The organism is Pseudomonas umsongensis, from assembly GCF_002236105.1.
In the GTDB taxonomy this organism is placed as follows: Bacteria; Pseudomonadota; Gammaproteobacteria; order Pseudomonadales; family Pseudomonadaceae; genus Aquipseudomonas; species Aquipseudomonas umsongensis.
This window is the reverse complement of record NZ_NIWU01000009.1, coordinates 1-24488: the sequence shown is the minus strand read 5'-3', so window position 1 is coordinate 24488 and position 24488 is coordinate 1. Positions and strand designations below refer to the sequence as shown.

At 60.8% G+C, this 24488-nt stretch carries 21 protein-coding genes and 1 pseudogene; 10 read left to right on the top strand and 12 right to left on the bottom strand.

What is annotated here, in order from left to right; all coding sequences use genetic code 11:
* Positions 1 to 14 precede the first annotated feature (14 nt).
* Complete coding sequence (locus PSUM_RS28475) at positions 15 to 1364, bottom strand: NCS2 family permease (protein WP_033044696.1); 1350 nt, start codon at positions 1362 to 1364, stop codon at positions 15 to 17.
* A gap of 290 nt (positions 1365 to 1654) precedes the next feature.
* Positions 1655 to 2098: a MarR family transcriptional regulator gene (locus PSUM_RS28470; protein ID WP_020800029.1), complete on the bottom strand. Its 444-nt coding sequence runs from the start codon at positions 2096 to 2098 to the stop codon at positions 1655 to 1657.
* A gap of 82 nt (positions 2099 to 2180) precedes the next feature.
* On the opposite strand from PSUM_RS28470, the gene PSUM_RS28465 reads away from it, so the two are divergent.
* Positions 2181 to 3347, top strand: coding sequence for an aminotransferase-like domain-containing protein (locus PSUM_RS28465; RefSeq protein WP_020800030.1), 1167 nt, complete (start codon positions 2181 to 2183; stop codon positions 3345 to 3347).
* A 176-nt stretch (positions 3348 to 3523) separates the two neighbouring features.
* Here PSUM_RS28465 and PSUM_RS28460 read toward each other — a convergent pair whose 3' ends face one another.
* The 5 genes from PSUM_RS28460 to PSUM_RS28440 form a co-directional block, all read right to left on the bottom strand.
* Positions 3524 to 3895 (bottom strand): glutathione S-transferase N-terminal domain-containing protein, encoded by a 372-nt coding sequence (locus PSUM_RS28460; RefSeq protein ID WP_020800031.1) that lies wholly within the window; start codon positions 3893 to 3895, stop codon positions 3524 to 3526.
* A 102-nt stretch (positions 3896 to 3997) separates the two neighbouring features.
* Positions 3998 to 4543: a GTP cyclohydrolase I FolE gene (gene folE / locus PSUM_RS28455; RefSeq protein WP_020800032.1), complete on the bottom strand. Its 546-nt coding sequence runs from the start codon at positions 4541 to 4543 to the stop codon at positions 3998 to 4000.
* Positions 4544 to 4620: 77 nt separating this feature from the next.
* Entirely contained in the window at positions 4621 to 5178 is a 558-nt protein-coding gene (locus PSUM_RS28450) for a Smr/MutS family protein (RefSeq protein WP_020800033.1), read from the bottom strand.
* An 87-nt stretch (positions 5179 to 5265) separates the two neighbouring features.
* Positions 5266 to 5586: a hypothetical protein gene (locus tag PSUM_RS28445; RefSeq protein ID WP_020800034.1), complete on the bottom strand. Its 321-nt coding sequence runs from the start codon at positions 5584 to 5586 to the stop codon at positions 5266 to 5268.
* Positions 5587 to 5717: 131 nt separating this feature from the next.
* Positions 5718 to 6308, bottom strand: coding sequence for a cysteine hydrolase family protein (locus PSUM_RS28440; RefSeq protein ID WP_020800035.1), 591 nt, complete (start codon positions 6306 to 6308; stop codon positions 5718 to 5720).
* Between the two features lie 239 nt (positions 6309 to 6547).
* Between PSUM_RS28440 and prmB the strand changes: the two genes are divergently transcribed.
* A complete protein-coding gene (gene prmB, locus PSUM_RS28435) occupies positions 6548 to 7456 on the top strand; it encodes a 50S ribosomal protein L3 N(5)-glutamine methyltransferase (protein ID WP_020800036.1) in 909 nt (302 codons plus the stop codon).
* A gap of 46 nt (positions 7457 to 7502) precedes the next feature.
* Here the strand turns inward: prmB and PSUM_RS28430 are convergent, their stop codons facing one another.
* Positions 7503 to 8294 carry a hypothetical protein gene (locus tag PSUM_RS28430; RefSeq protein ID WP_020800037.1) on the bottom strand — a complete coding sequence of 264 codons (792 nt, stop codon included), beginning with the start codon at positions 8292 to 8294 and terminating at the stop codon, positions 7503 to 7505.
* A 92-nt stretch (positions 8295 to 8386) separates the two neighbouring features.
* Positions 8387 to 9384, bottom strand: a pseudogene (locus tag PSUM_RS28425) (alpha/beta hydrolase).
* A gap of 83 nt (positions 9385 to 9467) precedes the next feature.
* On the opposite strand from PSUM_RS28425, the gene aroC reads away from it, so the two are divergent.
* The 3 genes from aroC to PSUM_RS28410 are packed head-to-tail and all read left to right on the top strand — an operon-like array spanning position 9468 to position 12282.
* Positions 9468 to 10559: a chorismate synthase gene (aroC, locus tag PSUM_RS28420; protein ID WP_020800039.1), complete on the top strand. Its 1092-nt coding sequence runs from the start codon at positions 9468 to 9470 to the stop codon at positions 10557 to 10559.
* Between the two features lie 7 nt (positions 10560 to 10566).
* Positions 10567 to 11727: an MFS transporter gene (locus tag PSUM_RS28415; RefSeq protein WP_083348701.1), complete on the top strand. Its 1161-nt coding sequence runs from the start codon at positions 10567 to 10569 to the stop codon at positions 11725 to 11727.
* A 12-nt stretch (positions 11728 to 11739) separates the two neighbouring features.
* Positions 11740 to 12282, top strand: a complete 543-nt coding sequence (locus tag PSUM_RS28410; protein ID WP_083348702.1) for an acireductone dioxygenase — start codon at positions 11740 to 11742, stop codon at positions 12280 to 12282.
* Positions 12283 to 12358: 76 nt separating this feature from the next.
* Here PSUM_RS28410 and PSUM_RS28405 read toward each other — a convergent pair whose 3' ends face one another.
* A complete protein-coding gene (locus PSUM_RS28405) occupies positions 12359 to 12634 on the bottom strand; it encodes a DUF3509 domain-containing protein (RefSeq protein ID WP_020800042.1) in 276 nt (91 codons plus the stop codon).
* Between the two features lie 344 nt (positions 12635 to 12978).
* Between PSUM_RS28405 and PSUM_RS28400 the strand changes: the two genes are divergently transcribed.
* Positions 12979 to 14817: a long-chain-acyl-CoA synthetase gene (locus tag PSUM_RS28400; protein ID WP_020800043.1), complete on the top strand. Its 1839-nt coding sequence runs from the start codon at positions 12979 to 12981 to the stop codon at positions 14815 to 14817.
* A 111-nt stretch (positions 14818 to 14928) separates the two neighbouring features.
* The gene (locus tag PSUM_RS28395) at positions 14929 to 15447 is read left to right on the top strand and encodes an ankyrin repeat domain-containing protein (RefSeq protein ID WP_020800044.1); all 519 of its coding nucleotides are present in this window, start codon (positions 14929 to 14931) and stop codon (positions 15445 to 15447) included.
* A 49-nt stretch (positions 15448 to 15496) separates the two neighbouring features.
* On the opposite strand, the gene PSUM_RS28390 is transcribed toward PSUM_RS28395, so the two are convergent.
* On the bottom strand, positions 15497 to 16837 hold the full coding sequence (locus PSUM_RS28390; RefSeq protein ID WP_083348703.1) for a phosphate ABC transporter substrate-binding/OmpA family protein: 1341 nt from the start codon (positions 16835 to 16837) through the stop codon (positions 15497 to 15499).
* Between the two features lie 137 nt (positions 16838 to 16974).
* Positions 16975 to 17787 carry an exodeoxyribonuclease III gene (gene xthA, locus PSUM_RS28385; protein WP_020800046.1) on the bottom strand — a complete coding sequence of 271 codons (813 nt, stop codon included), beginning with the start codon at positions 17785 to 17787 and terminating at the stop codon, positions 16975 to 16977.
* Between the two features lie 184 nt (positions 17788 to 17971).
* On the opposite strand from xthA, the gene PSUM_RS28380 reads away from it, so the two are divergent.
* The 3 genes from PSUM_RS28380 (at position 17972) to PSUM_RS28370 (ending at position 24084) form a co-directional block, all read left to right on the top strand.
* Complete coding sequence (locus PSUM_RS28380; RefSeq protein ID WP_020800047.1) at positions 17972 to 18622, top strand: GNAT family N-acetyltransferase; 651 nt, start codon at positions 17972 to 17974, stop codon at positions 18620 to 18622.
* Between the two features lie 63 nt (positions 18623 to 18685).
* Positions 18686 to 20413, top strand: a complete 1728-nt coding sequence (locus tag PSUM_RS28375; RefSeq protein ID WP_083348704.1) for an autotransporter assembly complex protein TamA — start codon at positions 18686 to 18688, stop codon at positions 20411 to 20413.
* Complete coding sequence (locus PSUM_RS28370; protein WP_083348705.1) at positions 20410 to 24084, top strand: translocation/assembly module TamB domain-containing protein; 3675 nt, start codon at positions 20410 to 20412, stop codon at positions 24082 to 24084. The genes PSUM_RS28375 and PSUM_RS28370 overlap by 4 nt, the downstream gene beginning before the upstream one ends.
* Positions 24085 to 24488 lie beyond the last annotated feature (404 nt).

Genomic DNA, 24488 nt, shown 5'->3' with positions numbered 1-24488 from the left:
CGTACCGCCGAGATTTACAAGAAGATGAACTTGGCAATGAAAATTGCGCAGAGCACCCACAGACTGACGGAGATTTCCTTGTACTTGCCAGTGCCGGCCTTCAGCGCCACGTAGGTGATGAAGCCCAGCGCGATGCCGTCGGCGACCGAGAAGGTCAGGGGCATCATGATTGCCGTGACGATCGCCGGAATGCTGTCGGTCGCCTCGTCCCATTCGATGTGGGCCATGCCGCCCATCATCAACATGGCCACATAGATCAGCGCACCGGCCGTGGCATAGGCGGGGATCATCCCGGCCAGCGGCGCGAAGAACATGGCCGCAATAAATAGCACACCTACGGTCACTGCGGTAAGACCAGTCCGACCACCCGCCGCTACGCCCGCGGCACTTTCCACGTAGCTGGTGACCGGCGGAACGCCCACTACCGCACCAAAGACACTGGAGGCACTGTCGGCTTTCATGGCTCGCGAGAGGTTTTCGATGCGACCGTCAGCGCCCACCAGGTTGGCGCGCTGGGCCACCCCCATCAGGGTGCCGGCGGTGTCGAACATGTGCACGAAGAGGAAGGCCAGCACCACGCTGATCATGCTGACGTTGAACACGCCGGCAACGTTCATCGCCATCCAGGTCGGGGCCAGGCTCGGCGGGGCCGACATGATGCCCTCGTAGTGCACCAGGCCCAGGCCCCAACCGGCCAGGGTCACGGTGATGATGCTGATGAGGATCGCGCCGAACACCTTGTGGTAGCTGAGGATGGCGATCATCAAAAAGCACACGGCGGCGAGCAGCGGGCCAGGCTCGCGCAGGGAACCGAGCTTGATCAAGGTGGCCGGGCTATCGACGACGATGCCTGCGGTTTTCAAGCCGATCAGCCCGAGGAACAGGCCCACACCAGCGCCCATGGCGTAGCGCAAGCTGACGGGGATGCTGTTGAGCAGCCATTCGCGGATGCGCGAGAAGGTCAGGATCATGAACAGCACGCCGGAGACGAACACCGCGCCCAGTGCAGTTTCCCAGTTGTAGCCCATGGTGCCGACCACGGTGTAGGTGAAGAAAGCGTTCAGGCCCATGCCCGGTGCCAGGCCGACCGGCCAGTTGGCGTACAGGCCCATCAACAGGCAGCCCAGGGCGGCGGCAATGCAGGTGGCGACGAACGCCGCGCCATGGTCGATGCCGGCATCCGCCATGATGTTGGGGTTGACGAAGATGATGTAGGCCATGGTGATGAAGGTGGTCAGACCGGCAATCAACTCGGTCTTCACCGTGGTGCCATGCAAGCTGAGTTTAAAGATGCGCTCCAGCCAGCCATTGCGTAAAGGCGGCGAGAGATCCAGCGTCGATGCTTCGGATTTGCGGCTTTCCACAGCGAGGTACTCCTCAAGAGTTTTATTGTTATTTCCAGGGCCGGACCCATGAGGGTGGCAGCGGCCCTTTGAGGCACTTGCGAATTTGTTGACCAATAGGTCAGGAACTCGCACGAAGTGGATTATGCTTTTGTATACAAATAATGCAAATAATGTTTTTGATTTTGTAGACGAAAAGTTTGGCAATAGGGATATATCGCCCGCTCTGGTACCTTCGCGAGCAGGCTCGCTCCCACAAGGGACCGCATTCCCCTGTGGGAGCGAGCCTGCTCGTGAAGCTTTTGTGGTACTCAGATTTTTTGCTGGTTCTCACCAAGCGCCATATTCACCGCCAGCCACCCATTCACCGCCGTCTCACCCGCCTCGGCAAACACCCGCTCCAACAATTTCACCTGCTCACGACGCAGCGATTGTTCAAACCGCGCGCCGTCCTCGGTCAACTCCAGCAGCCGCTTACGCTTGTCGGTCTCGGACGCCACGCTGTTGACCAAATGCATCTCCAGCAGTTGGCGCAAGGGCATGTTCAACGCCTGTTTGCTCACGCCCAGCAATACCAATAACTCCTTGACGCTAAGGTTCGGGTAGCGGGCAATGAAAAACACAATGCGCTGATGCACCCGACTCAGGCCGCGGCGCTCGAGCATTTCATCGGCCTTGGCGGTGAAGGCCTGGTAGCCGAAGAAAAACGCTTCCATGGCCTGCTGTTGAGAAATCGGGCTTTTAAGGTCAATCATGTTGACGTATCCGTTGGTGATGCCGTAATTTCGGTCAATAAGTTTGACTCATTTTTCCCTGGCCTCGCTACTGGTGACCCCCATGGCTTTTTCCGAACGTGTCTCGCGCCTTAAAAGTTCCTTGATCCGTGAAATCCTCGCTGCCGCCCAGCGTCCGCAAGTGATGTCGTTCGCCGGGGGCTTGCCGGCCGAAGCCATGCTGCCGAAAGTCGAATGGGCGCGGATGCCGGTGTCCATGGGCCAATACGGCATGAGTGAAGGCGAACCGGCCTTGCGTGAAGCCCTGGCGCAACAGGCTCGAGTGCTGGGTGTGCCATGCGAGGCGAGTCAGGTGTTAGTGGTCAGTGGTTCACAGCAAACCCTCGATCTGGCCGCCAAGCTCTATATCGACAAAGGCACCGAAGTGCTGCTCGAAGCACCGACCTACCTGGCGGCACTGCAGATCTTCCAGCTGTTCGGCGCCGATTGCCTCACGGTGCCGCTGGAAGCCGACGGGCCGAACCTGGCGCAGCTGCGTTCGCGCCTGGAAACACATCGTCCGGCGTTCATCTACCTGATCCCGACCTTCCAGAATCCATCGGCGGTGCGTTACAGCGAAGCCAAACGCGAGGCGGTCGCCGGATTGCTGGATGAGTTCGGCGTGACCTTGATCGAAGACGAACCCTACCGTGAGCTGACGTTTGACGGCGGCAGCGCCAAACCGATTGCCGGACGCCTGAAAAAATCCAGCTGGATCTACACCGGCACGGTGTCGAAAACCTTGCTGCCGGGTCTACGCGTGGGTTATCTGATCGCCAGCCCGGATCTTTTCCCGCACTTATTGAAACTCAAGCAGTCGGCGGACTTGCACACCAATCGAGTCGGCCAGTGGCAAGCGTTGCAATGGATCGGCAGCGAGTCTTACCAGCAGCACCTGAGTGAGTTGCGTGGTTTTTACCGCGTGCGGCGCGATGCATTCCAGGCGGCGCTGCAAACGCACTTTGCCGATTTGGCGGATTGGAATGTGCCCCAGGGCGGGCTGTTTTTCTGGTTGACGCTCAAACAGCCGCTGGATACCCGTACGCTACTCGATGGGGCGTTGGCCCACGACGTGGCGTTCATGCCGGGCGAGCCGTTCTTCCCTGAGCCGGATAATCATCACGGGCACATGCGGTTGAATTTCAGCCACATTGACCCGGCGCGGCTGGAGGAGGGGATCAAGCGACTGGCGCAGGTGGTGCGACAGGTGCAGGCGGCGCAAGCGGCCTGAGGGCTGGGCAGAAATGAATAAACCGGCCATGGGGCCGGTTTATTTTTGTCTGGGATTTGCAGTGTTTGTGCCGGCCTCTTCGCGAGCAGGCTCGCTCCCACATTGAATCTGTGCAACCAGTTCCCTGTGGGAGCGAGCCTGCTCGCGAAAGCGTCAGTCAGAACACCACAAATAAATCAGGCTGCAGCGAAACGCTTATCCAGATAATCAATGATCACCTTGGACTCATACATCCAGGTCGTCTGGCCATTTTCTTCAATACGCAAGCACGGCACCTTGACCTTGCCGCCGTGCTCAAGCAGGGCCTGGCGATCCTGTTCGTTGTTTTTCGCGTCGCGCAGGGCCACCGGCACGTTCAGGCGGCGCAGGGTGCGGCGGGTTTTCACGCAGAACGGGCAGGCATGGAACTGATACAGGGTCAGGCCCCTGGCGGCAGCTTCGACCTGAGCCTGAGCGGCGGCAGGGCGCTGCTTCTTGCCTGGACGGGTGATGAAGTCGATGAAGATGATCAGTTGGCCAAGGCCGACACGAAGCGCTTTTACGAACACGTTGAAGCCTCACGGTGCTAATGAGAAAGGCGCGCAGCTTACCTGATTTTTTCAAGACGAAAAAAAACCGGCGATGAAAGCCGGTTCTCTTCGTACCGCCAATTACTTGATCAAGCTGAGAAACTCGCTGCGGGTCGCGGCGTTCTCACGGAACTCGCCAAGCATCACCGAGGTGATCATCGTCGAATTCTGTTTTTCCACACCGCGCATCATCATGCACATGTGCTTGGCCTCGATCACCACGGCAACGCCCAGGGCGCCGGTGACCTGCTGGACTGCATCGGCAATCTGGCGGCTGAGGTTTTCCTGGATCTGCAGGCGGCGGGCGTACATATCGACGATACGCGCGACTTTCGACAAACCCAGTACCTTGCCGCTCGGGATGTAGGCCACGTGGGCCTTGCCGATGAACGGCAGCAGATGGTGTTCGCACAACGAGTACAACTCGATGTCCTTGACCAGCACCATTTCGCTGTTGTCGGAGCTGAACAAGGCACCGTTGGTGACCTCTTCCAGTGTCTGTTCATAACCGCGGCAGAGGTACTGCATGGCTTTGGCGGCACGTTTTGGCGTGTCGAGCAGGCCCTCGCGGGAGGGATCCTCGCCCAGTTGGCCAAGGATCGCGGTGTAATTCTGTTCCAGGGACATGAAACTACCTGTGGGATTTTACGCAAAGGGCAAGGGTACGGTGGCAGACACGGCGCTGCAAGCGCGGCGCATCAGGTTTACTCGTCGCGACCTTCCATCATGGTGCGTTTGAGCATCACATAAACGGCTCCGGCACCGCCATGCCTGGCCTGGCACGAGGTGAAGCCAAGTACCTGTGGATGCTGGCGCAGCCAGGTGTTGACGTGGCTCTTGATCATCGGCCGCTTGCCGTCCAGGCGCACGGCTTTGCCGTGGGTGACACGTACGCAGCGGATTTCGAATTTTGTCGCTTCAGCCAGGAATGCCCAAAGGGTTTCCCGGGCTTTTTCCACGCTCATGCCGTGCAGGTCAAGGCTGCCCTCGAACGGGATCTGCCCGATCTTGAGCTTGCGCATCTGGCTTTCCTGCACGCCGTCGCGTGCCCACATCAGTTCGTCTTCCGGGCCGACGTCGATGACGAACTGATCGGACAGCCCGTCAACAGTGGTGGCATCGGTACGCACGGTGGCGGCTTGGCGCAACGTGGCGATGTGCGCGCGGTCCGCCTTGGGCTTGCCGGTTTCGGCGCGATCGTGCTTGATCGGCTTGACGCCTTGGATCGCACTTTTGAACAGGGAAAAATCGTCGTCTTGCATGTCAGCCTCCGCGAAGGGTGGCCAGTTTACCCAACTCGAAGCGAATCGGGCGCGAGAAAACGTGCGGCATCGCGCTGCAACTTGCGCTTAGTCGTGTTTTTTCATCAGGTGCGGGGAGATGTTCAGTGCGTTCGACTGACGCGAGCGGCGGCGGCAGCGGCGCCACAGCCAGATGCCGAGGTACAGCACGAACAGGCCTATCACCAGGATCACTGCCGCGCCCGCCCGGTTGGTGTTCAACTCGCCCAGGGCCGGAGCATGGCCGAACAGGCTGGCGGTGCCGGCCATCGCCAGCAGCACGCCGCAGGTCGCCAGCAAGGCAGCGAAGGCTGCGCCGATTCGAAAACGCCAGTTGCTTTGGCCTTTGGGCCGTAAACGGCGAGCGTCAAAACCATCGGATAACTTCATTCCGACCTTCCTCAATGGGTATCGGCCCTTCGACCGGAAGTTGACCGGGATGTTCCTGAGGCTAAGACATTTACGGCATATGAGAGGCTTTTGCGGATGAGCGGCGGCATGGACCGCTCATGAACCGCCGATCAGACCAGGTCGTTGGTCAGGGCGAGGGCGGCAAAGTTGTCCGCCATGATCGCCATTTCGGTCTGCTGCACATGCTCGGCACTCAGGACGCCGCCTTTGTACGGCAGGTCTCGGGTGGCGCAGGCGTCTTCCACCAGGGTGCAGCGGAAACCCAGGTTCTTTGCTGCCCGCACGGTGGTACTGACACTGGAATGGCTCATGAAGCCGCACACCACCAGATCCACCGAGCCCAGTTCTTCCAGGCGTTTTTTCAGGTCCGTGCCATGGAACGCACTGGGCAGGATTTTCTCGATCTTGATTTCCCCGGCCAGCGGTTCCAGCCCTGGAATGAACTGGCCGCGCTCGCCGCGTGGATCGAACAGCCCCCCAACGGTGCCGAGGTGGCTGACATGCACGATCGGCCGGCCGGCCGCGCGGGCGGCAGTCACCAATTTCTTGATGTTCGCGACCGCCGCATCCATGCCGCTCAGGGCCAGGGGACCGCTGAGGTATTCTTTCTGGGCATCGATGATGATCAGGGTCGCATGACTCAGTTTGGCTGCTGCATAACCGCGGCCGCTGAGTTGAAACATCGTTTGTGGAACGGACATTCTGGGGCTCCTTCGGGTGGGGCTTTTGCGACATTGTCCTCTGGCTGAGCGCTTCTGTGAATCGCTACCATCGTAGGCACCGTCGTTACTGGCTTACAGCGTTGTCAAGTATTGAGTTTTGTTCAATAGCCGGCGATAAAACCAGATAATTCCTACATTTGTCCCGGTGTATTTCCTGCGTCGTCGGGACGCCGTTTGACTGGTAGAATCGCCCGTCGATTTTTCTGGAGTTTACCGTCGTGATCACTTCCCGCCTTCGTACCCTGCGTGACCATATCCGTTGGGCCGTCAGCCGCTTCCATGGGGAGGATCTGTTTTTCGGCCATGGGACCGACAACGCCTGGGACGAAGCCCGTCAATTGGTGTTGGGTGCGCTGCACTTGCCGTGGGAAATCTCCGACAGTTACCTGGACTGCAATCTGGAAGAAGACGAAGTGGCGCACCTGCAGAACCTGCTCAAGCGCCGGATCGAAGACCGCGTGCCGACCGCCTATCTGTTGGGTGAAGCCTGGTTCTGTGGCATGTCGTTCATCGTCGATGAGCGCGTATTGATTCCTCGCTCACCGATTGGCGAACTGATCGAAAACCGGTTCACACCCTGGCTGGGCACCGAGCCTGCGCGAATTCTCGACCTGTGCACCGGCTCCGGCTGCATCGGTATCGCTTGCGCCTACGAGTTCCAGAACGCTGAAGTGGTGCTGGCCGACCTGTCCTTCGAAGCGCTGGAGGTGGCGAACCAGAACATCGAGCGCCACGGAGTCGACGAGCGTGTCTACACCGTGCAAGGCGATGGTTTCGATGGCTTGCCAGGGCAGCGCTTCGACCTGATCGTGTCGAACCCGCCGTACGTCGATGCCGAGGATTTCGCCGACATGCCGGACGAATACCAGCACGAACCGGAACTGGGCCTGGCCTGTGGCGATGACGGCTTGAACCTGGTGCGCCGCATGCTCGCCGAAGCGGCGGATCACCTGACCGAGAAGGGCTTGTTGATTGTCGAGGTAGGTAATAGCCAGGTGCACGTCGAGACGTTGTACCCGGAGGTCGACTTCGCCTGGCTGGACTTCGAGCGTGGCGGGCATGGCGTGTTCATGCTGACGGCTGAGCAGTGCCGCGATCATCAGGCCCTGTTCGCCTCCCGCGTCTGACCTGCACTCAGATCGTTCCCACGCTCTGCGTGGGAACGATCAGCCGCTACCGGTGCGTAGCAATCCAGATCAGTAACCCCGCCTGAAACACCGCAAACGCCACCAAACACGTAATGGTGAAGCGCAAACCGGCGTCTTCACGCTTGTATTTGCTGACCTTCTCCTCGTGTTTCTTGAGTTTGACTTCCTGCTCGGCCAGGTTCTGCTCGGCTTGCTGGAGCATCTGCGCCGCCTCGAGAATTTCCACGACTTGGACTTTCTCGGTGTTCCAGTCACTCAACAGGTCGCCGACCCTGACCTCCTTGACGCTGCCCTTCAAATGCTGGGCATCGGCATAGACCACGTCGAACCCGTGCACCCGCAAAAAGTGATCGCGGCGCAGGCGCGTGTCTTCGTTCAGTGCGTCCTTGTTGTTGAGGTCGGTGCCGTCGACGGTGTAGCCAGGCCATCTTTTCTTCGCCCAGTTGATGCCGTGGGCGGCCATGAAGCGGCCGATGCCGCGGTTCAGTGGTTCGATTTGCAGGCCGCTGTCGGGGCCGAAATGCACGCGTTTTTCCGCGTGGTCGACCCATACGTCCAAATGATTCTGTTCCTTGCGCACGCGCTGGCCGGGCAGGGAGATGCTCATGCGCATCAGGCTGCGCAGCTTGTCGTTGCGTTCGGCGTAGCCGAACTCGACAAAGCGCAGGGGCCGGCCACCGGTATTTCGGTCCGTCTGCAGCGGCGCCAGGCGGAGCATCTTGTGGTGCTCGACGTGGACGTCCGCCCAAGGCAGCTCGACCGCTGGCGGTACGTCTTTTTCAGCGGTGGTGTCGGGTGAAGTCTGGGTATCGGTCATAACGGCGAGATCCTGTCCAAGCTCGACTGCCGCCAGCCAGTACGCTGGCGACAAAGGCTTATCGGCCGTTTTCGACAAGACTGGAGAGCAAATTAGCTGGAGCGAAGCCCGTCAATGAATCCGAGGATGCGCGCGCCCAGCTCCGCCGCCAGTGGCAAATTCGGATCCTTGTAGGAGGCCAACTGGCGTTTGACGTCGTTGGGCACGATGCGCATCACGTGGTTCATGCCTTCGATCAGCGCCAGTTCGGCGTCCGGTTTGGCCGCCTTGAGCAGTTTGGCGTCATTGACTCCAACCTGGATGTCATTGCTGCCCTGGATGATCAGTGCCGGCATTTTCAACTTCGCGAATGCAGCGGCGGGGTCCTGGCGGAACAGCGAAATCAGGTACGGCTGCACGCTCGGACGGAATATCACTTGCAGTTGCGGTGGCACGTTGTCGTCGGTTTTCCCGGCCTTGAGACTGTCGAGCAGCTCATTGCTGCGCAACATCAGCAGAGGAGGCAGGCGATTGCCCAGTTGCTGGCGCAGGACCTGGTCGATCGGTCGGGCGCTGCCGGACACGGAAATCACCGCCGCCGCATCGACGCTGGGCGCCGCGAGGCTGGCGATCAAGGCCCCTTCGCTGTGGCCCAACAGGATCAGCTGGCCGAAGCGCGGATCGGTCTTGAGTTTTCGCCCCCAGGCTTCGGTGTCGGCCACATAGGCTTCCACCGACAAGTTGCGTTCGTCGGGGGTGGCCGCCAGGCTCGCCGCGACGCCGCGCTTGTCGTAGCGCACGCTGGCGATGTTGTGTTTGGCCAGCACCCAGGCCAGGCGCTTGAGGCTGTCATTGCGCCCGCCTTCGGGGTTGTTGCCGTCACGATCGGTCGGGCCGGAACCGGAAATGATCAGGACAACAGGCACCGGGGTGTCGGATTTAGGCAGCAGCAGCGAGCCGAAAAGCTCGCCGGTGCCGGTGTCCAGGGAGATTGGCCGCTGCAGGACAGTGGCCTGGGCGAAGCCGGAAATCAGGGTAAGGCTCAAGGCAAGAACTCGCAGCATTGTCGGGCCATCATCAAAGGGTGCCGGTTGGACTCGCAGGCAACCATAAGGTTCGAGGATGAACTAGTTGGATAGCCTGCGTATACTGGCGCGCATTACGTATTCAGGTTCATTTCACGGAGCGTCCTGCATGTCCGGCAATACCTACGGCAAGCTATTCACTGTCACCACCGCTGGCGAAAGCCATGGCCCGGCGTTGGTCGCCATTGTCGATGGCTGCCCGCCGGGGCTGGAGATTTCCCTGGAGGACCTGCAGCGCGACCTGGATCGCCGCAAGCCCGGCACCAGCCGTCACACCACCCAGCGCCAGGAAGCCGACGAAGTCGAAATCCTCTCGGGGGTATTCGAAGGTCGCACCACCGGCTGCGCCATTGGCCTGCTGATCCGCAACACCGATCAGAAGTCCAAGGACTACTCGGCGATCAAGGACTTGTTCCGTCCGGCCCATGCCGACTACACCTACCACCACAAATACGGCGAACGCGACTATCGCGGCGGCGGCCGCAGTTCGGCCCGGGAAACCGCGATGCGCGTGGCTGCGGGTGCGATTGCCAAGAAGTACCTGGCGACCCAGGGCATCGTCATTCGCGGCTACATGAGCCAGCTTGGCCCGATTGAAATTCCGTTCAAGACCTGGGACTCGGTGGAGCAGAACGCGTTTTTCAGTGCCGATCCGGACAAAGTGCCGGAACTGGAAGCCTATATGGACCAGTTGCGCCGCGACCAGGATTCGGTCGGCGCGAAGATCACCGTGGTCGCCGAAGGCGTGATGCCAGGCCTGGGCGAGCCGATTTTCGACCGTCTCGATGCGGAGCTGGCCCATGCGCTGATGAGCATCAACGCGGTCAAGGGCGTGGAAATCGGCGCCGGTTTCGCCAGCGTCGCCCAGCGTGGCACCGAGCACCGCGATGAAATGACCCCGCAAGGTTTCCTCAGCAATAACGCGGGCGGCATTCTCGGCGGCATCTCGTCCGGCCAACCGATCGTCGCGCACCTGGCGTTGAAGCCAACGTCCAGCATCACCACGCCGGGCCGTTCCATCGATATCCATGGCAACCCGGTGGACGTCATCACCAAAGGCCGCCACGATCCCTGCGTCGGCATCCGTGCCACGCCGATCGCCGAAGCCATGATGGCCATCGTGCTCATGGACCACCTGCTGCGTCACCGTGGCCAGAACGCCGATGTACGTGTGAGCACGCCGGTGTTGGGCCAGATCTAAGCCAGCGGTGACGGCGCTCCCGTACTGGCGGCTGTCCAGCTTCTATCTGTTTTACTTCGCCCTGCTCGGTTCGACAGCGCCTTTTCTGGCGCTGTACTTCGATCACCTGGGATTCTCCGCGGCGCGCATCGGCGAACTGGTGGCCATCCCGATGCTGATGCGTTGCGTAGCGCCGAACATCTGGGGCTGGCTCGGCGACTACACCGGGCGGCGCCTGGCCATCGTGCGCTTCGGCGCCGTGTGCACGTTGCTGACGTTTTCGCTGATTTTCGTCAGCCAGACTTACGCCTGGCTGGCGATGGTCATGGCCTTGCACGCGTTCTTCTGGCACGCGGTGCTGCCGCAGTTCGAAGTCATCACGCTAGCGCACCTGCAAGGCCAGACCTCCCGCTACAGCCAGATTCGCCTGTGGGGCTCGGTTGGTTTCATCATTACCGTGGTCGCGCTGGGGCGCTTGTTCGAATGGCTCAGCCTGGACATTTACCCGGCGGCGCTGGTGCTGGTCATGGCCGGGATCGTGCTCAGCAGCCTGTGGGTGCCGAACGCCCAGCCGGTCCAGGGCGAGCGATTGAGCGGCGACGGTTTCCTCGCGCAACTGCGCAGCCCCGGGGTGTTGGCGTTTTACGCCTGCGTAGCGTTGATGCAGATGAGCCACGGGCCCTATTACACTTTTCTCACGCTACACCTCGAACGACTGGGCTACAGCCGGGGCGTTATCGGCATGCTCTGGGCCGTCGGCGTGGTCGCTGAAGTGCTGATGTTCATGGCGATGAGCCGCATTCTTGCGCGTTTCTCGGTACGGCGCGTGCTGCTGGCGAGTTTTCTGCTGGCGGCGTTGCGTTGGCTATTGCTCGGTTCGCTGGCCGAATTTCTCTGGGTGCTGTTGTTTGCCCAGGTGCTGCACGCGGCGACGTTCGGCAGCTTTCATGCCGCGGCCATCCAGTTCGTGCAGCGCAGCTTCGGCCCACGCCAGCAAGGGCAGGGCCAAGCGCGGTACGCCGCATTGGCCGGCACCGGTGGCGCAATGGGCGCGCTGTATTCCGGTTACAGCTGGACGGCCCTTGGCGCCCCCTTAACCTTTAGTATTGCCAGCCTCGCCGCGTTGGCCGCAGCCGTTATCATTGCCACACGAATGCAAGAGGACACGCGTTCCCTCTTGAACCCTTAAGGAGTTGTCCTGATGAGCAGCCTGTCCGTTTATCACGTTTCCAGTCCCGACGTACCCAACAAGGTGCTGACTCATTTCGAAGACATTGCCTCGACCCTCGCCGAGCAGGGCGTACGCTTCGACCATTGGCAAGCCACGGCGAAAATCCGCCCCGGTGCCAGCCACGAAGATGTCATCAGCGCCTGCCAGGCGCCCATCGATACACTGATGACCCAACACGGGCTGCGCGCGATCGATGTGATCAGCCTCGACCGCGATCACCCGCAAAAAGAGTCGATACGCGCGAGTTTCTTCGCCGAGCACCGCCAGAACGAAACCGAAGTCATGCTGTTCAGCGCGGGTAGTGCACTGTTGTCTGTATGCATCGAGGACTATGTCTACGCCGTGCTGTGCGAGAAAGGCGACCTGATTGTGCTGCCGGCCGGCACCCGGCAGTGGCTGGACATCGGCGAACAGCCCTATGTGGTGGCGATTCGTCTGTCCAGCAGCCAACCCTGGGTGGCCAATTTCACCGACGTCGACAACGCGGGGCGATTTCCGCGAATGGATGATTGAAAGCTGTTGGCTGCCCACACAACTCAGGCCGTGAAGCGAAAGCTTGCACGGCCTGTTGGTTTACCGCGGCGCGACCTTACAGCGAATGATAGGTCGGCAGGGCAAAGCGCTGCTGGCTTTGCAGCAGGGAGATTTGTGGCAACTCGCTAGCCTGTTCGGCCAGGTCGCGGCGAATGGCGCTGATGACCCACGAAAGTTGATCGCCATTGTGCAGTTGCTGGTAGGAGATCGAGCGTTTGAATTCCCTACCCTCGCAGCGCAGGGTCAGCAGGATGCCGCCATCAGGACGGTCCTGGGTGGTGACGTCGAAGTTGGAGAACAAGGAGGAAAATTTTTCTTGGATGAGGCTCATGTCTGTCAGCTCCGTTAGCTCTTGAATGGCAAGCATGGGGAGACTGTTGCAGTGATTGTGCCAGTATGTCGCTTTCTAAAATAATCATATAAAACAATGACATATAAAAGATGATGATTTTTGGTTTCGTGCAATCTGCATGAATGGCTATCGTGCATCCTGCATTTTGCGTGGTCGTCGGCGCTTCAATGGAACCATTTGCCTTATGCGCGCTCACGATTTCAAACGTGGGTGTCGCGGATACAAAACATTTCAAAAACCGCGTGTACAGCCGCAGAACCGTTGACGTATTTTCGGGGTCAATCAATGCCGCCCGACAATAAGAAGAGCCAACGGGATCAGCCATGAGCCGCACGCAGCACGACACGATCACCTGGGGCATGATGCTCCGCAAGCTGCCTTCCATTGCCAAAGCGATTCCTCGCGTGGTCAAGGGCATGAAGGTCGCCAACGTCAAGGATCCGACCCAAGCGTGTGGCCTGGGCTGGAGCTTCGAGCAGGCTACCCTGCGTAACCCCGAAGGCCCGGCCTTGCTGTACGGCGAGGTGCAGCTGACATATGCCCAGGTCAACCGTTGGGCCAATCGCATCGCCCACCACCTGATTGCCCAAGGCATTGGCAAGGGTGACGTGGTGGCGGTCTTCATCGAGAACCGCCCGGAATTGCTGGTGACCATCCTGGCGGTGGCCAAGGTCGGTGCCATCAGTGCTTTGCTCAATACCTCGCAAACCCGCGATGCCCTGGTCCATAGCCTGCACCTGGTGACACCGGCGGCCATCGTTGTCGGTGCGGAACTGGTGCCGGCCTACCTGGCGGTCCGAGAGCGGGTGCCGATCGAGATGGCGCGTACCTGGTTCGTCGCCGACCAGGACACCTACAGCCATCCCGGCATCGCGCCCGACGGGTTCGTCAACCTGATGACAGCCAGCGTCGATGCCTGCAGCGACAATCCCGCCAGTAGCCAGCAGATCTTTTTCGACGATCCTTGTTTCTACATCTATACCTCGGGCACCACCGGGCTGCCCAAGGCCGGGGTTTTCAAGCACGGGCGCTGGATGCGCAGTTGCGCAAGCTTCGGCATGATCGCATTGGATATGCACCCTGAAGACATCGTCTACTGCACGTTACCGCTGTATCACGCCACCGGCCTGTGCGTATGTTGGGGCTCGGCCATCAGCGGGGCGTCGGGGTTTGCCATCCGCCGCAAGTTCAGCGCCAGCCAGTTCTGGAACGATGTGCGCAAGTACCGGGCGACCACCCTGGGCTACGTGGGGGAGCTGTGCCGCTACCTGGTCGACCAGCCTGCCAGTGCCGACGACGGCAAACACGGCGTGACCAAGATGATCGGCAATGGATTGCGTCCCGGCGCATGGGGCGAATTCAAGACGCGCTTCGCGGTCGGGCACATCTGCGAGTTGTATGCCGCCAGTGACGGCAACATCGGCTTCACCAACATCCTCAATTTCGACAATACCGTGGGCTTTTCCCTGATGTCCTGGGAACTGGCCGAGTATGACCACGACAGCGGTGTGCCGATCCGTGGCGCCAATGGGTTCATGCGCAAGGTCGGCAAAGGCGGGCAGGGGTTGCTGCTGGCCAGGATCGACGACAAGGCGCCGCTCGATGGTTACACCGATCCGCATAACACCGAAAAAGTCGTGCTGCATGACGTGTTCGCCAAGGGCGATCGATACCTCAACACCGGCGACCTGTTGCGCAACATCGGTTTCGGTCACGCACAGTTTGTCGATCGCCTGGGCGACACTTACCGCTGGAAGGGGGAAAACGTGTCGACCACCGAGGTCGAGAACATCCTGCTGCAGCACCCGAACATTTCCGAGGCCGTTGCCTATGGCGTGGAGGTGCGCAACACCAATGGCCGGGCCGGGATGGCGGCGATCACGCCAGCGGAATCCCTGGCAACCCTGGACTTCGGCGAGCTGCTGGCGTTCGCCCGACAGCACCTGCCGGCCTACGCGGTGCCGCTGTTCCTGCGGGTGAAGGTGAAAATGGAAATCACCGGGACCTTCAAATACCAGAAGACTCGGCTCAAGGACGAAGCCTTCGACCCTGGCAGGACCGGCGATGACCCGATCTACGCCTGGTTGCCGGGCACCGAGACATATGTGCAGGTCACCGGGCAGGTGCTGGCGGACATCCAGGGTGGCAAGCATCGTTATTGAAAGAAGCGTTATTGAATTGGGCTATGGCCGCGCAACAGAAAAAACAAGTGACAGTGGCGAGCACCGTCGGGAAACTATCGGCTTTGCGAAAAACTGAAAGTGGAGCGTTCAATGTCTGACAAAAGCCGCCAGATGACCCCCGAAGAAGCCGCCGAGTTTGCCGAACAGGTCTTCAACAAGGCGCGCGAGGGTGATGCGGCCATGATGGCTGCGCTGCTGAGCAAGGGCCTGCCGCCGAACCTGCGCAATCACAAGGGCGACACCTTGCTGATGCTGGCCGCTTACCACGGCCACGTGGACACGGTAAAAGTCTTGCTTGAGCACAAGGCTGATCCGGAAATCCGCAACGACAACGGCCAGAGCCCGATTGCCGGCGCGGCATTCAAGGGCGACCTGGCCGTGATCAAGGCCCTGGTCGAAGGCGGTGCCCAGGTCGAGGGCTCGTCATTCGACGGCCGCACCGCGTTGATGATGGCCGCGATGTTCAACCGTGTCGAAGTCGTCGACTACCTGATCAGCAAAGGCGCCGACCCGAAAGCCAAGGACGCCAATGGCATTACCGCGCTGGATGCTGCCAAAACCATGGGCGCCGTCGATACCGTGGCGCAACTGGAGAAATTGCTCGGCTGATGGCGTTTCGGGCCAGGTTCGATTTGCGCGAGGACCTGGCCTGGCAGCCTTAGTAGACCCAGACCTCGACCCGCCGATTCCTGATCCGTCCTTCATCCTCGCTATTGGCCGCCACCGGCATTTCGGCGCCAAAACCGCGAATGTCCCGCAGTACCACGCCGCTTTTCACCAGTTCGCGGCGCACCGCCATGGCCCGCAGCTTGGACAGCAGGTCGGCGCGTGCCGGATCGAGCTTGGCATCGCCGAACCCGACCAGCGTTACCCGGCGATCGGTCTTTTCGTGCTGCTTCATATAGTCGAGGACCCGTGACAGGTCCTGTCGGGCCTTGTTGTCCAGGCTGGCGCTGCCTTCCTCAAAGCGAAAGTTCACTGTCAGGCGCATGGCGTGGCGGCTCAGTGCCTGGTAGCCCTCGGGCATCAACGCATTCGGCGTGACGCTCATGGCCTGGATCGTCTGGGCGACGAAACCGTTGGCCGCGACGATCGCCTGGCCTTTCTGACTTTGCGCGAAGGCCACCAGTGCTTCGGCCCAAGGGTTGTAGCGCTTGGGTGGCAGGTAAAAAAACAAGCGTCGGGACAGCGGGTAGTCTTCCGTGGCAATCAGGCTGTTGAGTGGCAGCATGGCCATGGACTGGCCGTCGGCAATCGCCACGGCCTTGGCCGAGCGCACGTACGGCAGGCCGATAAAGCCGATGCCGTGCGGGTCCTGGCTGACTGCGTCGGACAATTGTTCGCTGGACTCGAATCGTTTTGCGCTTCCGCTCAGGGTTTTGCCATGACCACTGAGCACCAGTTCCCTGAACGTATCGTAGGTGCCGGACTGATCGTCGCGCGCATAGAGATGGATGGCCCCGCCGTGGCCTCCGAGCTCCTCCCAGGTTTTCACCTCACCGCTGAAAATGCGCGCCAGTTGCTCGGTGGCGAGGGTGTTCAACGGGTTTTGCGGATGGAGGATGATTGCCAGCCCGTCGATGGCGATGACTTGTTCGGCGTTGGCGCTTTTCAGGTCGCCCAAGGGTTGCAGGTTGACCAGTTCGCTGTCCTTGATCGGCCTGGAAGAGGCGGCGAGATCGGCACTGGCCGCTTTCAACGCGCTGAATCCGGTACTGGAGCCATGGGCCGCCAGTTGCACTTCAACCCGGCGGCCTTGTTCGGTTTCACCGACGATACGTGATTCATTGGGCCGGTCCGTCGGTTCGCTGTGCACCTTGAGCAGACCCTGCTCACGCATCAGGCCCTCGACCAGCGCCGGCCCCAGTGCCGCGCCAATGGTGTTGGAGCCCTGGATACGCAACACCGGACCTTGCCCAGGAATCGGCAAGGTGCTGGCCGCCACCGACAGCGGCAGCCAGGTGCAGAGGATCAACAGGAGCAAACCGCGTAGCGACATGCCGGCACCTTTCAAGACCAAGGGAAGTGCCGGGAGAATAAGTCAGAAAGATTTCCGAAAGATGACAGCTCTGTCTGCCCCCCATGCTTTGATCGTTCCCACGCAGAGCGTGGGAACGATCAAACAGGCAGCGGTTTTTAACTCAACTCCAACCAGATCGGCGCGTGATCCGAAGGTTTTTCCATGCCGCGCAGTTCATAGTCCACGCCTGCGTCCTTGATCCGTGGCAGCAGCCCGTGGGACGCCAGGATCAGGTCGATGCGCAGCCCGCGCTTGGGCTCGTCTTCAAAGCCGCGGCTGCGGTAGTCGAACCAGCTGAAGCGATCGGCAACATCCGGGTTGAGGTGGCGGAAGCTGTCCACCAGGCCCCAGTTTTTCAGCCTGAGCATCCACTCGCGCTCTTCCGGCAGGAAGCTGCACTTACCGGTTTTCAGCCAGCGTTTCATGTTGTCCGGGCCGATGCCGATGTCGCAGTCTTCCGGGGAAATATTCACGTCGCCCATCACCACCAGTGGCTGGTCGTTCTTGAACTGGCTTTCCAGCAGCGCCTGCAGGTCGCTGTAGAAACGCTGCTTGGCCGGGAACTTGGTCGGGTGGTCGCGGCTTTCTCCTTGTGGGAAGTAACCGTTCATGATGGTCACGGGCACGCCATTGGCGTCGGCAAAGGTGCCCCAGATAAAGCGTCGCTGAGCATCGTCTTCATCAGTGGCAAAGCCCTTGTACAGTGCCAGTGGTTCCTGACGGGAGAGCAGGGCGACGCCGTAGTGACCCTTCTGCCCATGGAAATACACGTGGTAGCCCAGAGCCTTGATTTCTTCGAGTGGAAACTGATCATCATGGACCTTGGTTTCCTGCAACCCGATCACATCGGGCTGATGCTTTTCGATCAGCGCCGCCAGCTGATGCGGGCGAGCGCGCAGCCCGTTGATGTTGAAGGAGACGATCTTCATGCTCGGCAGTCCTGGCAAAAAGGCGATGCTAGCTGACATGTGCAACGGGAGCCAGTGCGCGGTGGGACGAACGGGATTTCATTGCCTACACTGATTTGCGATCAGCAAGGAACTGCGTCAGCCCAAATGAGCTCGTAACATCAAGAGCGCAGCCGTGCGAGCTGCGCCAGGGAGAACGACCGTCATGCCTGAAACCTCGACCGCCATTGCCGATATCCACATGCTCGACAGTGGTTACTCCCGTGAAGCCCGCTCGCTGCTATACCAGGCCTATCGCCACGAGCCGACGTTCAGCTATCTGTTCGAAGCCGAGCGTCCCGGCTATGAACAACGGGTGCGTGCCACCGTGCGCGAGTTGGTCAAGCAGCATTTTTTCCAGGAGTTGCCGGCCATCGGCCTGTTGGTCAATGACCGGCTGATCGGCATTGCCCTGATCGCGCCACCGCAACGGCGCCTGGGTGTGACTGAAAGTTGGGCCTGGCGCCTGCGCATGGTGCTCAGTACCGGTTTTCGCTGCACCCGCCGCTACCTTGAGTACCACGACGCCGTCGCTGCCTGCGTGCCGAACGACTCGGTGCACGTGCTGCCGTTGCTGGGGGTTCACCCACAGTTCCAGGGCAAGCACTTTGGCGAGCAACTGCTGCAGGCGGTGCATAACTGGTGCGCGGTGGATGAAAATTCCCAGGGCGTGATTCTCGACACCGGCAACCCTCGTTACCTGGACTTCTATAAGCGCCAGGGCTATGAAGAAATCGGCGAGGTGGCCGTGGGGCCGATTCGCGAGCACGTGTTTTTTCACGCCAATCCGCAGGTATTACATTCCGCAACAGCTTGAGGTCGAACTTTCCGTGCACGCCAGGCTCTATCACGCTCCACGCTCGTGATAGCATCCGCGCCTATGAAGTTTCCAGGAAGAATTACCAGTGGCGTGCTGATGCTGATTACCAGCTGCGCGGCGCTGGCGCAAAGTGAATTGGATGTGCGGATCAAACCGTCCAACGATGCACTGAAGGCCAATATAGAGGGCTATATCGGCAGTCTCGGCGATCGTGACGAAGAGGCCTTGCTGCGCTTCAGTCGTGGCGCCGAGGAACAGGCGCGCAAGGCTGCCCAGGCCTTGGGTTACTACCAGCCGCAAATCGACAGCGAAGTGAAGGCGGGCAAGACACCGCGCCTGGTGCTGACCATCGAGCCCGGCGAGCCGGTGCATTTGCGCAACGTCACGATCCGCGTCGACGGCCCGGCGGCCAGCCTCAAGGCCTTTCGCGTGCCCAAGAGCCATGCCCTGCAAACCGGTGCGGTCCTCAACCACGGACAGTACGAGGACGCCAAGCGCCTGATCCAGAACCAGGCCTCGCGCTATGGCTTTTTCAGCGGCCACTTCACCCGTCAGAAGTTGTCGGTCGACCCGCGCGCTGGCGTGGCCGATATCGAGCTGGTCTACGACAGTGGCCCGCGCTACTCGCTGGGCAAGGTCAGTTTCGAAGGCGACACACCATTCGACGAAGACCTGCTGCAGCGCATGGTGCCCTTCAAGGCGGGTACGCCGTATGACTCCGAACTGATCGCCGAACTCAACCAGGCGCTGCAATCGAGCGGCTATTTCGAAGGCGTGCGGGTCGACGCGGCGCCGACCGCGTCCAAGGACGAAGTGATCCCGGTGGACGTCAAGCTCGAAACCCGCAAGCCACGCACCATGGGCCTGGGCCTTGGCTACTCCACCGACGTCGGTCCACGGGTGAAGGCCAACTGGACTCGGCACTGGGTCAACCCCCAGGGTCACAGTTATGGCTGGGAGACCGAAATCTCGGCGCCGCGGCAAAACGTCGGGGTGTTCTACGACATTCCCCTGGACCCTCCGCTGACCGACAAACTGCGCTTCGCCGGTGGTTATCAGAACGAAGAAATCGCTGACAAGGACAGCCTCAGCAAATTGCTGACTGTGGGGCCTGAGTGGCACAGCAAGTTGCCCAGCGGCTGGCAACGGGTGGTTTCGCTCAAGTGGCAGCGCGAGGAATACCGACTCGGCGACGATTCCGGCCTCAGTACGCTACTGATGCCCGGTGTGAGCTACTCGTACCTCAAAAGCGACAACCGCATCGACCCGCACAACGGTTATCGCCTGCAGTTCGAAAGCAAGGTCGCCAAGGAAGGCCTGGGTTCGGATAACAACTTGCTGTACGGCACCGCGCTGGTCAAAGGCCTGACCACGGTGTTCGACAAGCACCGCTTGCTCGGCCGGGTGCAGGTCGGCGGCAGTGCCACCAACGGCTACAAGTCGATCCCGCCTTCATTGCGCTTTTTCGCCGGTGGCGATCAGAGCGTGCGGGGGTACGACTATCAAAGCCTGTCCCCGGAGAACAATCAGGGTGATCGCATTGGTGGGCGCTACATGGTCACCGCCAGCGCCGAATACCAGTATTCCGTTGCGGAAAAATGGCGCGTGGCGACCTTCGTCGATCAGGGCAACTCCTTTAATACACTTGAGCTGCCAAACCTCAAGACCGGGGTCGGCATCGGCGTGCGCTGGATCTCTCCGGTGGGGCCGATCCGCCTCGACCTGGCCCATGCGCTGGACGACGATGGCGGCATTCGATTGCACTTTTCCATGGGGCCCGAGCTGTGAAGCGTGGCTTGAAAATAACGCTGCTGGCCGTTCTGGCGATGCTGATGCTGGTGGTTTTGACAGTGGCCACGGTGCTGGGCACTGCGACGGGCAGTCGCTGGGCGCTCGGGTTCGTGCCAGGTTTGAGCCTGGACAATTTCCAGGGTCGCCTGGGTGGGCAATGGAGCGCCGATCATGTGTTGTGGCAGCAAGACACCAGCCGGGTCGAACTGGATAAGGTCATCTTCGCCTGGTCGCCGCTGTGCCTGACGCGCATGACCTTGTGCATCGGGCAATTAAAGGCTGATCGGGTCAGCCTGCAATTGCCGCCCGACGCGCAAGAGGAGAGCAGTGGGCCGATCAGTCTTCCTGACTTGAAACTGCCCCTGGCGCTCGAACTGGGGGATATCCAGGTTGGCAGTCTGCTGTTCAACGGCAGCGAACAACTCAAGGGCTTGCAACTGGCGGCACACTGGACAGCCAACGGCTTGCAGATCGACTCGGTGCAATTGCAGCGCGATGAGCTGAGCCTGCACTTGTCTGGCCTGCTGCAACCGACCGGCAACTGGCCGCTCAAGGCCGAGGGCAAGCTCACCCTGCCCGCACCCGGCAGCGGACCCTGGGCGCTGGCGCTGAAGATTGACGGTGACCTGCTCAAGACCCTTAACCTGAAAGCCGACAGCAGCGGCTATCTCAGTGGCCAACTGACCGGCCAACTGCAACCCTTGGTGGAAAACCTGCCGGCCACCTTGCGTATCTCCGCTGACGGCTTCAAACCCAGCGCTGACTTGCCAGACACCCTGCAACTCAATCAGCTTGAACTGACCGGCGCCGGTGACCTGAAAAACGGTTATCAATTAGTCGGCAAGGCCACGTTGCCTGCCGAGCAAGGTCCGGTCGGGCTGGCGCTGCAAGGCAAGGTCGACGCCAACGGCGCGCAAATCGCCGCGCTGGACCTGACCGCCAACGACAAGCAAAGTCTCAAGCTTACCGGCCAGTTGGACTGGAGCAAGGGCCTGAGCGCTGATGCCAAAGTCGCCTGGCTGGATTTCCCGTGGCACCGTCTTTACCCGCTGATCGACGAACCCCAAGTGGCCCTGCGCAGCTTCAACGGTGACGTCTCCTACACCGACGGCAACTACCTGGGGCACTTCGATGCGGCCCTGGATGGCCCGGCCGGGGCCTTCAGCCTGACCAGCCCGTTTGCCGGCGACCTGACGAAAGTCTACCTGCAACAGATCCAGCTCGTCGCCGGGCAGGGCAAGGCCGAAGGGCACCTGAACCTGCAGTTCGCCGACGGCATCGCCTGGGATACCGCGCTGGATCTTTCCGCGATCGACCCGGCGTACTGGGTCGCGGAACTGCCGGGCACCCTGGCCGGACCGTTGCGCAGCAAAGGCGAGATGAAGAACGAAACGCTCAGCCTGAGCGCCGACCTGGACCTGAAGGGCAAGCTGCGCGGCCAGCCAGCCGTCCTGCAAGCCAAGGCCGATGGCAGTGGCGAGCAATGGAACCTCAAGGCCCTGCAGATTCGCCTCGGCGACAACAGCATCAACGGCAAGGGCAGCCTGCAGCAGAAACTCACCGGGCAGATCGACATCAAGCTGGCGCGACTGGCCCAGCTCTGGCCGCAATTGCGTGGCCAGATCAATGGCCGGGTCGATGTCGCCGGCACGCTCAAGGCGCCGCAAGGCAAGCTCGGGCTGCAAGGCACGCAATTGGCTTTCCAGGACAACCGCCTGCAAAGCCTGAACCTCGATGCGACACTCGACAGCGCGCAACGGGCGAAAATCGACCTCAAGGGCAGCGGCATCCAGGCGGGCGATACCTCGCTGGGCACGCTGACTGCCAGCGGGCAGGGCGACATCAAGAACCAGAAACTGAGCCTCGACCTGCAAGGGCCCAAGCTCAAGCTCGCCCTTGGCCTCGACGGTGCACTGGACAAAGGCAACTGGCGCGGACGCCTGGCCAGCGGCGATATCCAGGCCGGTGGCCAGGACTGGAGGTTGCAAGGTCCGGCCAAGCTGGAGCGGCTAGCGGACGGCAAAATCAGTTTCGGCGCTCATTGCTGGGCGTCCGGCCCGGCCAGTTTGTGTGGTGAAGACCAGCGCTTGATGCCCGAGCCGAAGTTGCGTTACCACCTCAAGCAATTCCCCATCGACAGCCTCGCCCAGTGGCTGCCCAAGGATTTCGCATGGCAAGGCCGGCTCAACGCCGACGTGCAACTGGACCTGCCGGCCAGCGGCCCGAACGGCGTGATCAGCATCGATGCCAGCGGTGGTACGTTGCGTATGCGCGAGAAAGATCAGTGGCTGGACTTCCCCTACCAGACGCTGAAACTCACCAGCCAGCTGACGCCCAAGCGCATTGATACCGAGCTGGATTTTGTCGGTGGCAAGCTCGGAGAATTGAGGGTGCAGGCGCAGATCAACCCGTTGCCGAAGAACAAGCCAATGACTGGCACGTTCCGCTTGAATGGCCTGGACGTGTCGGTGGCGCGACCCTTTGTGCCCATGGTCGAGAAACTGTCCGGTCGCTTGAATGGCAGCGGCACGATTGCCGGTGGCCTGCTGGCGCCGCAGGTCAATGGCAATCTGTTGCTCAGCGACGGTGAGGTTTCCGGCGCCGAATTGCCGATGGAGATTCAAGCGTTGCAACTGCAGGCGCTGATCGCGGGCGAATCCGTGCAGCTCAACGGCAACTGGAAAAGCGGCAAGGCCGGGCAGGGCAGCCTGAATGGCAATGTCGCCTGGGGCCAGGCGCTGGTGGTGGACCTGGCGCTCAAGGGCTCGCAGTTGCCGGTCAGCGTCGAACCCTACGCCAAAGTCGAAGTGGCCCCGGACCTGAAAATCTCGATGAAGGGGGATGAACTGGCCATCGCCGGCAAAGTGCGGGTGCCCAAGGGTGACATCACCATTCGAGAATTGCCGCCATCGACGGTCAAGGTGTCCGATGACACGGTGATCATCGGGCAGCAGACCGAAGAGGGCAAACCACCCCTCGCGATGAAAATGGACATCGATGTGGTGGTCGGCGAAGACAAGCTGAGCTTTGCAGGGTTTGGCCTGACTGCCAATGTGCAGGGGCATGTGCACATCGGTGACAACATGGACACCCGTGGTGAGCTATGGCTCAACGACGGCCGTTACCGCGCCTACGGCCAGCGGCTTACGGTGCGTCGGGCGCGGTTGCTGTTCGCAGGTCCGATCGACCAGCCGTACCTGGACATCGAGGCGATCCGCCAGACCGACGATGTGATCGCCGGCATCCGCTTGAGCGGCAGCGCCGAGCAACCGACCACGCAGATTTTCTCGGAACCGGCCCTGGCCCAGGAACAGGCGCTGTCCTACCTGGTGCTGGGGCGTCCACTGAGCAGCAACGGTGAGGACAACAACATGCTCGCCCAGGCTGCGCTCGGCCTGGGCCTGATGGGCAGCTCCGGGGTGACCGGCGGCCTGGCGAAGAATCTGGGCATCGAGGATTTCCAGCTCGACACCGAGGGCAGTGGCAACGCCACCAGCGTGGTCGCCAGCGGCAACCTTTCCGAGAAGCTCAGCCTGCGTTATGGCGTCGGTGTGTTCGAACCGGCCAACACCATTGCCTTGCGCTACAAGTTGAGCAAGAAGGTCTACCTTGAGGCCGCGGGTGGCGTGGCCAGTTCGTTGGATATCTTTTATAAGCGCGATTTCTGATCCGTGCGACGGCTCCTGCAGGGCGCGTATCCCTGTGGGGAATTCTATGGTTGAGTGCATGCCCTCAACTGGCTCTTGATCGTTCCCACGCTCTGCGTGGGAATGCCGCCAGGGACGCTCCGCGTTCCACTGACGACGCGTTAATTGAGCCGTGCGCAACGGTGATGCGAAGCGTCACAGGAAGCTATATGTGAGATTTATTGTCGGAGTACATATCCATTGCTGCGGTAACGGCCACTTATGGTTTCGCTTTTACAGCGACTCCCTTTTTCAAACACCAAAAAGGAAGCAAAAGGCTTTGCCCCACCACTCGGTGCCTCGCTTGGGCTCGGCATGCCCTCTCTCCGGCATTGCTCCGTGGGTCGCCGCGATGGGCCGTCCCTGGCCCAGCGCGGCTAAACCGG

Bases quoted from the DNA above. Each gene is read 5' to 3' on its own strand.
- PSUM_RS28470 (WP_020800029.1), bottom strand. From the start codon at position 2,098: ATGATTGACCTTAAAAGCCCGATTTCTCAACAGCAGGCCATGGAAGCG.
- PSUM_RS28465 (WP_020800030.1), top strand. From the start codon at position 2,181: ATGGCTTTTTCCGAACGTGTCTCGCGCCTTAAAAGTTCCTTGATCCGT.
- folE (WP_020800032.1), bottom strand. From the start codon at position 4,543: ATGTCCCTGGAACAGAATTACACCGCGATCCTTGGCCAACTGGGCGAG.
- PSUM_RS28450 (WP_020800033.1), bottom strand. From the start codon at position 5,178: ATGCAAGACGACGATTTTTCCCTGTTCAAAAGTGCGATCCAAGGCGTC.
- PSUM_RS28445 (WP_020800034.1), bottom strand. From the start codon at position 5,586: ATGAAGTTATCCGATGGTTTTGACGCTCGCCGTTTACGGCCCAAAGGC.
- PSUM_RS28440 (WP_020800035.1), bottom strand. From the start codon at position 6,308: ATGTCCGTTCCACAAACGATGTTTCAACTCAGCGGCCGCGGTTATGCA.
- PSUM_RS28430 (WP_020800037.1), bottom strand. From the start codon at position 8,294: ATGACCGATACCCAGACTTCACCCGACACCACCGCTGAAAAAGACGTA.
- aroC (WP_020800039.1), top strand. From the start codon at position 9,468: ATGTCCGGCAATACCTACGGCAAGCTATTCACTGTCACCACCGCTGGC.
- PSUM_RS28410 (WP_083348702.1), top strand. From the start codon at position 11,740: ATGAGCAGCCTGTCCGTTTATCACGTTTCCAGTCCCGACGTACCCAAC.
- PSUM_RS28405 (WP_020800042.1), bottom strand. From the start codon at position 12,634: ATGAGCCTCATCCAAGAAAAATTTTCCTCCTTGTTCTCCAACTTCGAC.
- PSUM_RS28400 (WP_020800043.1), top strand. From the start codon at position 12,979: ATGAGCCGCACGCAGCACGACACGATCACCTGGGGCATGATGCTCCGC.
- PSUM_RS28395 (WP_020800044.1), top strand. From the start codon at position 14,929: ATGTCTGACAAAAGCCGCCAGATGACCCCCGAAGAAGCCGCCGAGTTT.
- PSUM_RS28390 (WP_083348703.1), bottom strand. From the start codon at position 16,837: ATGTCGCTACGCGGTTTGCTCCTGTTGATCCTCTGCACCTGGCTGCCG.
- xthA (WP_020800046.1), bottom strand. From the start codon at position 17,787: ATGAAGATCGTCTCCTTCAACATCAACGGGCTGCGCGCTCGCCCGCAT.
- PSUM_RS28380 (WP_020800047.1), top strand. From the start codon at position 17,972: ATGCCTGAAACCTCGACCGCCATTGCCGATATCCACATGCTCGACAGT.
- PSUM_RS28375 (WP_083348704.1), top strand. From the start codon at position 18,686: ATGAAGTTTCCAGGAAGAATTACCAGTGGCGTGCTGATGCTGATTACC.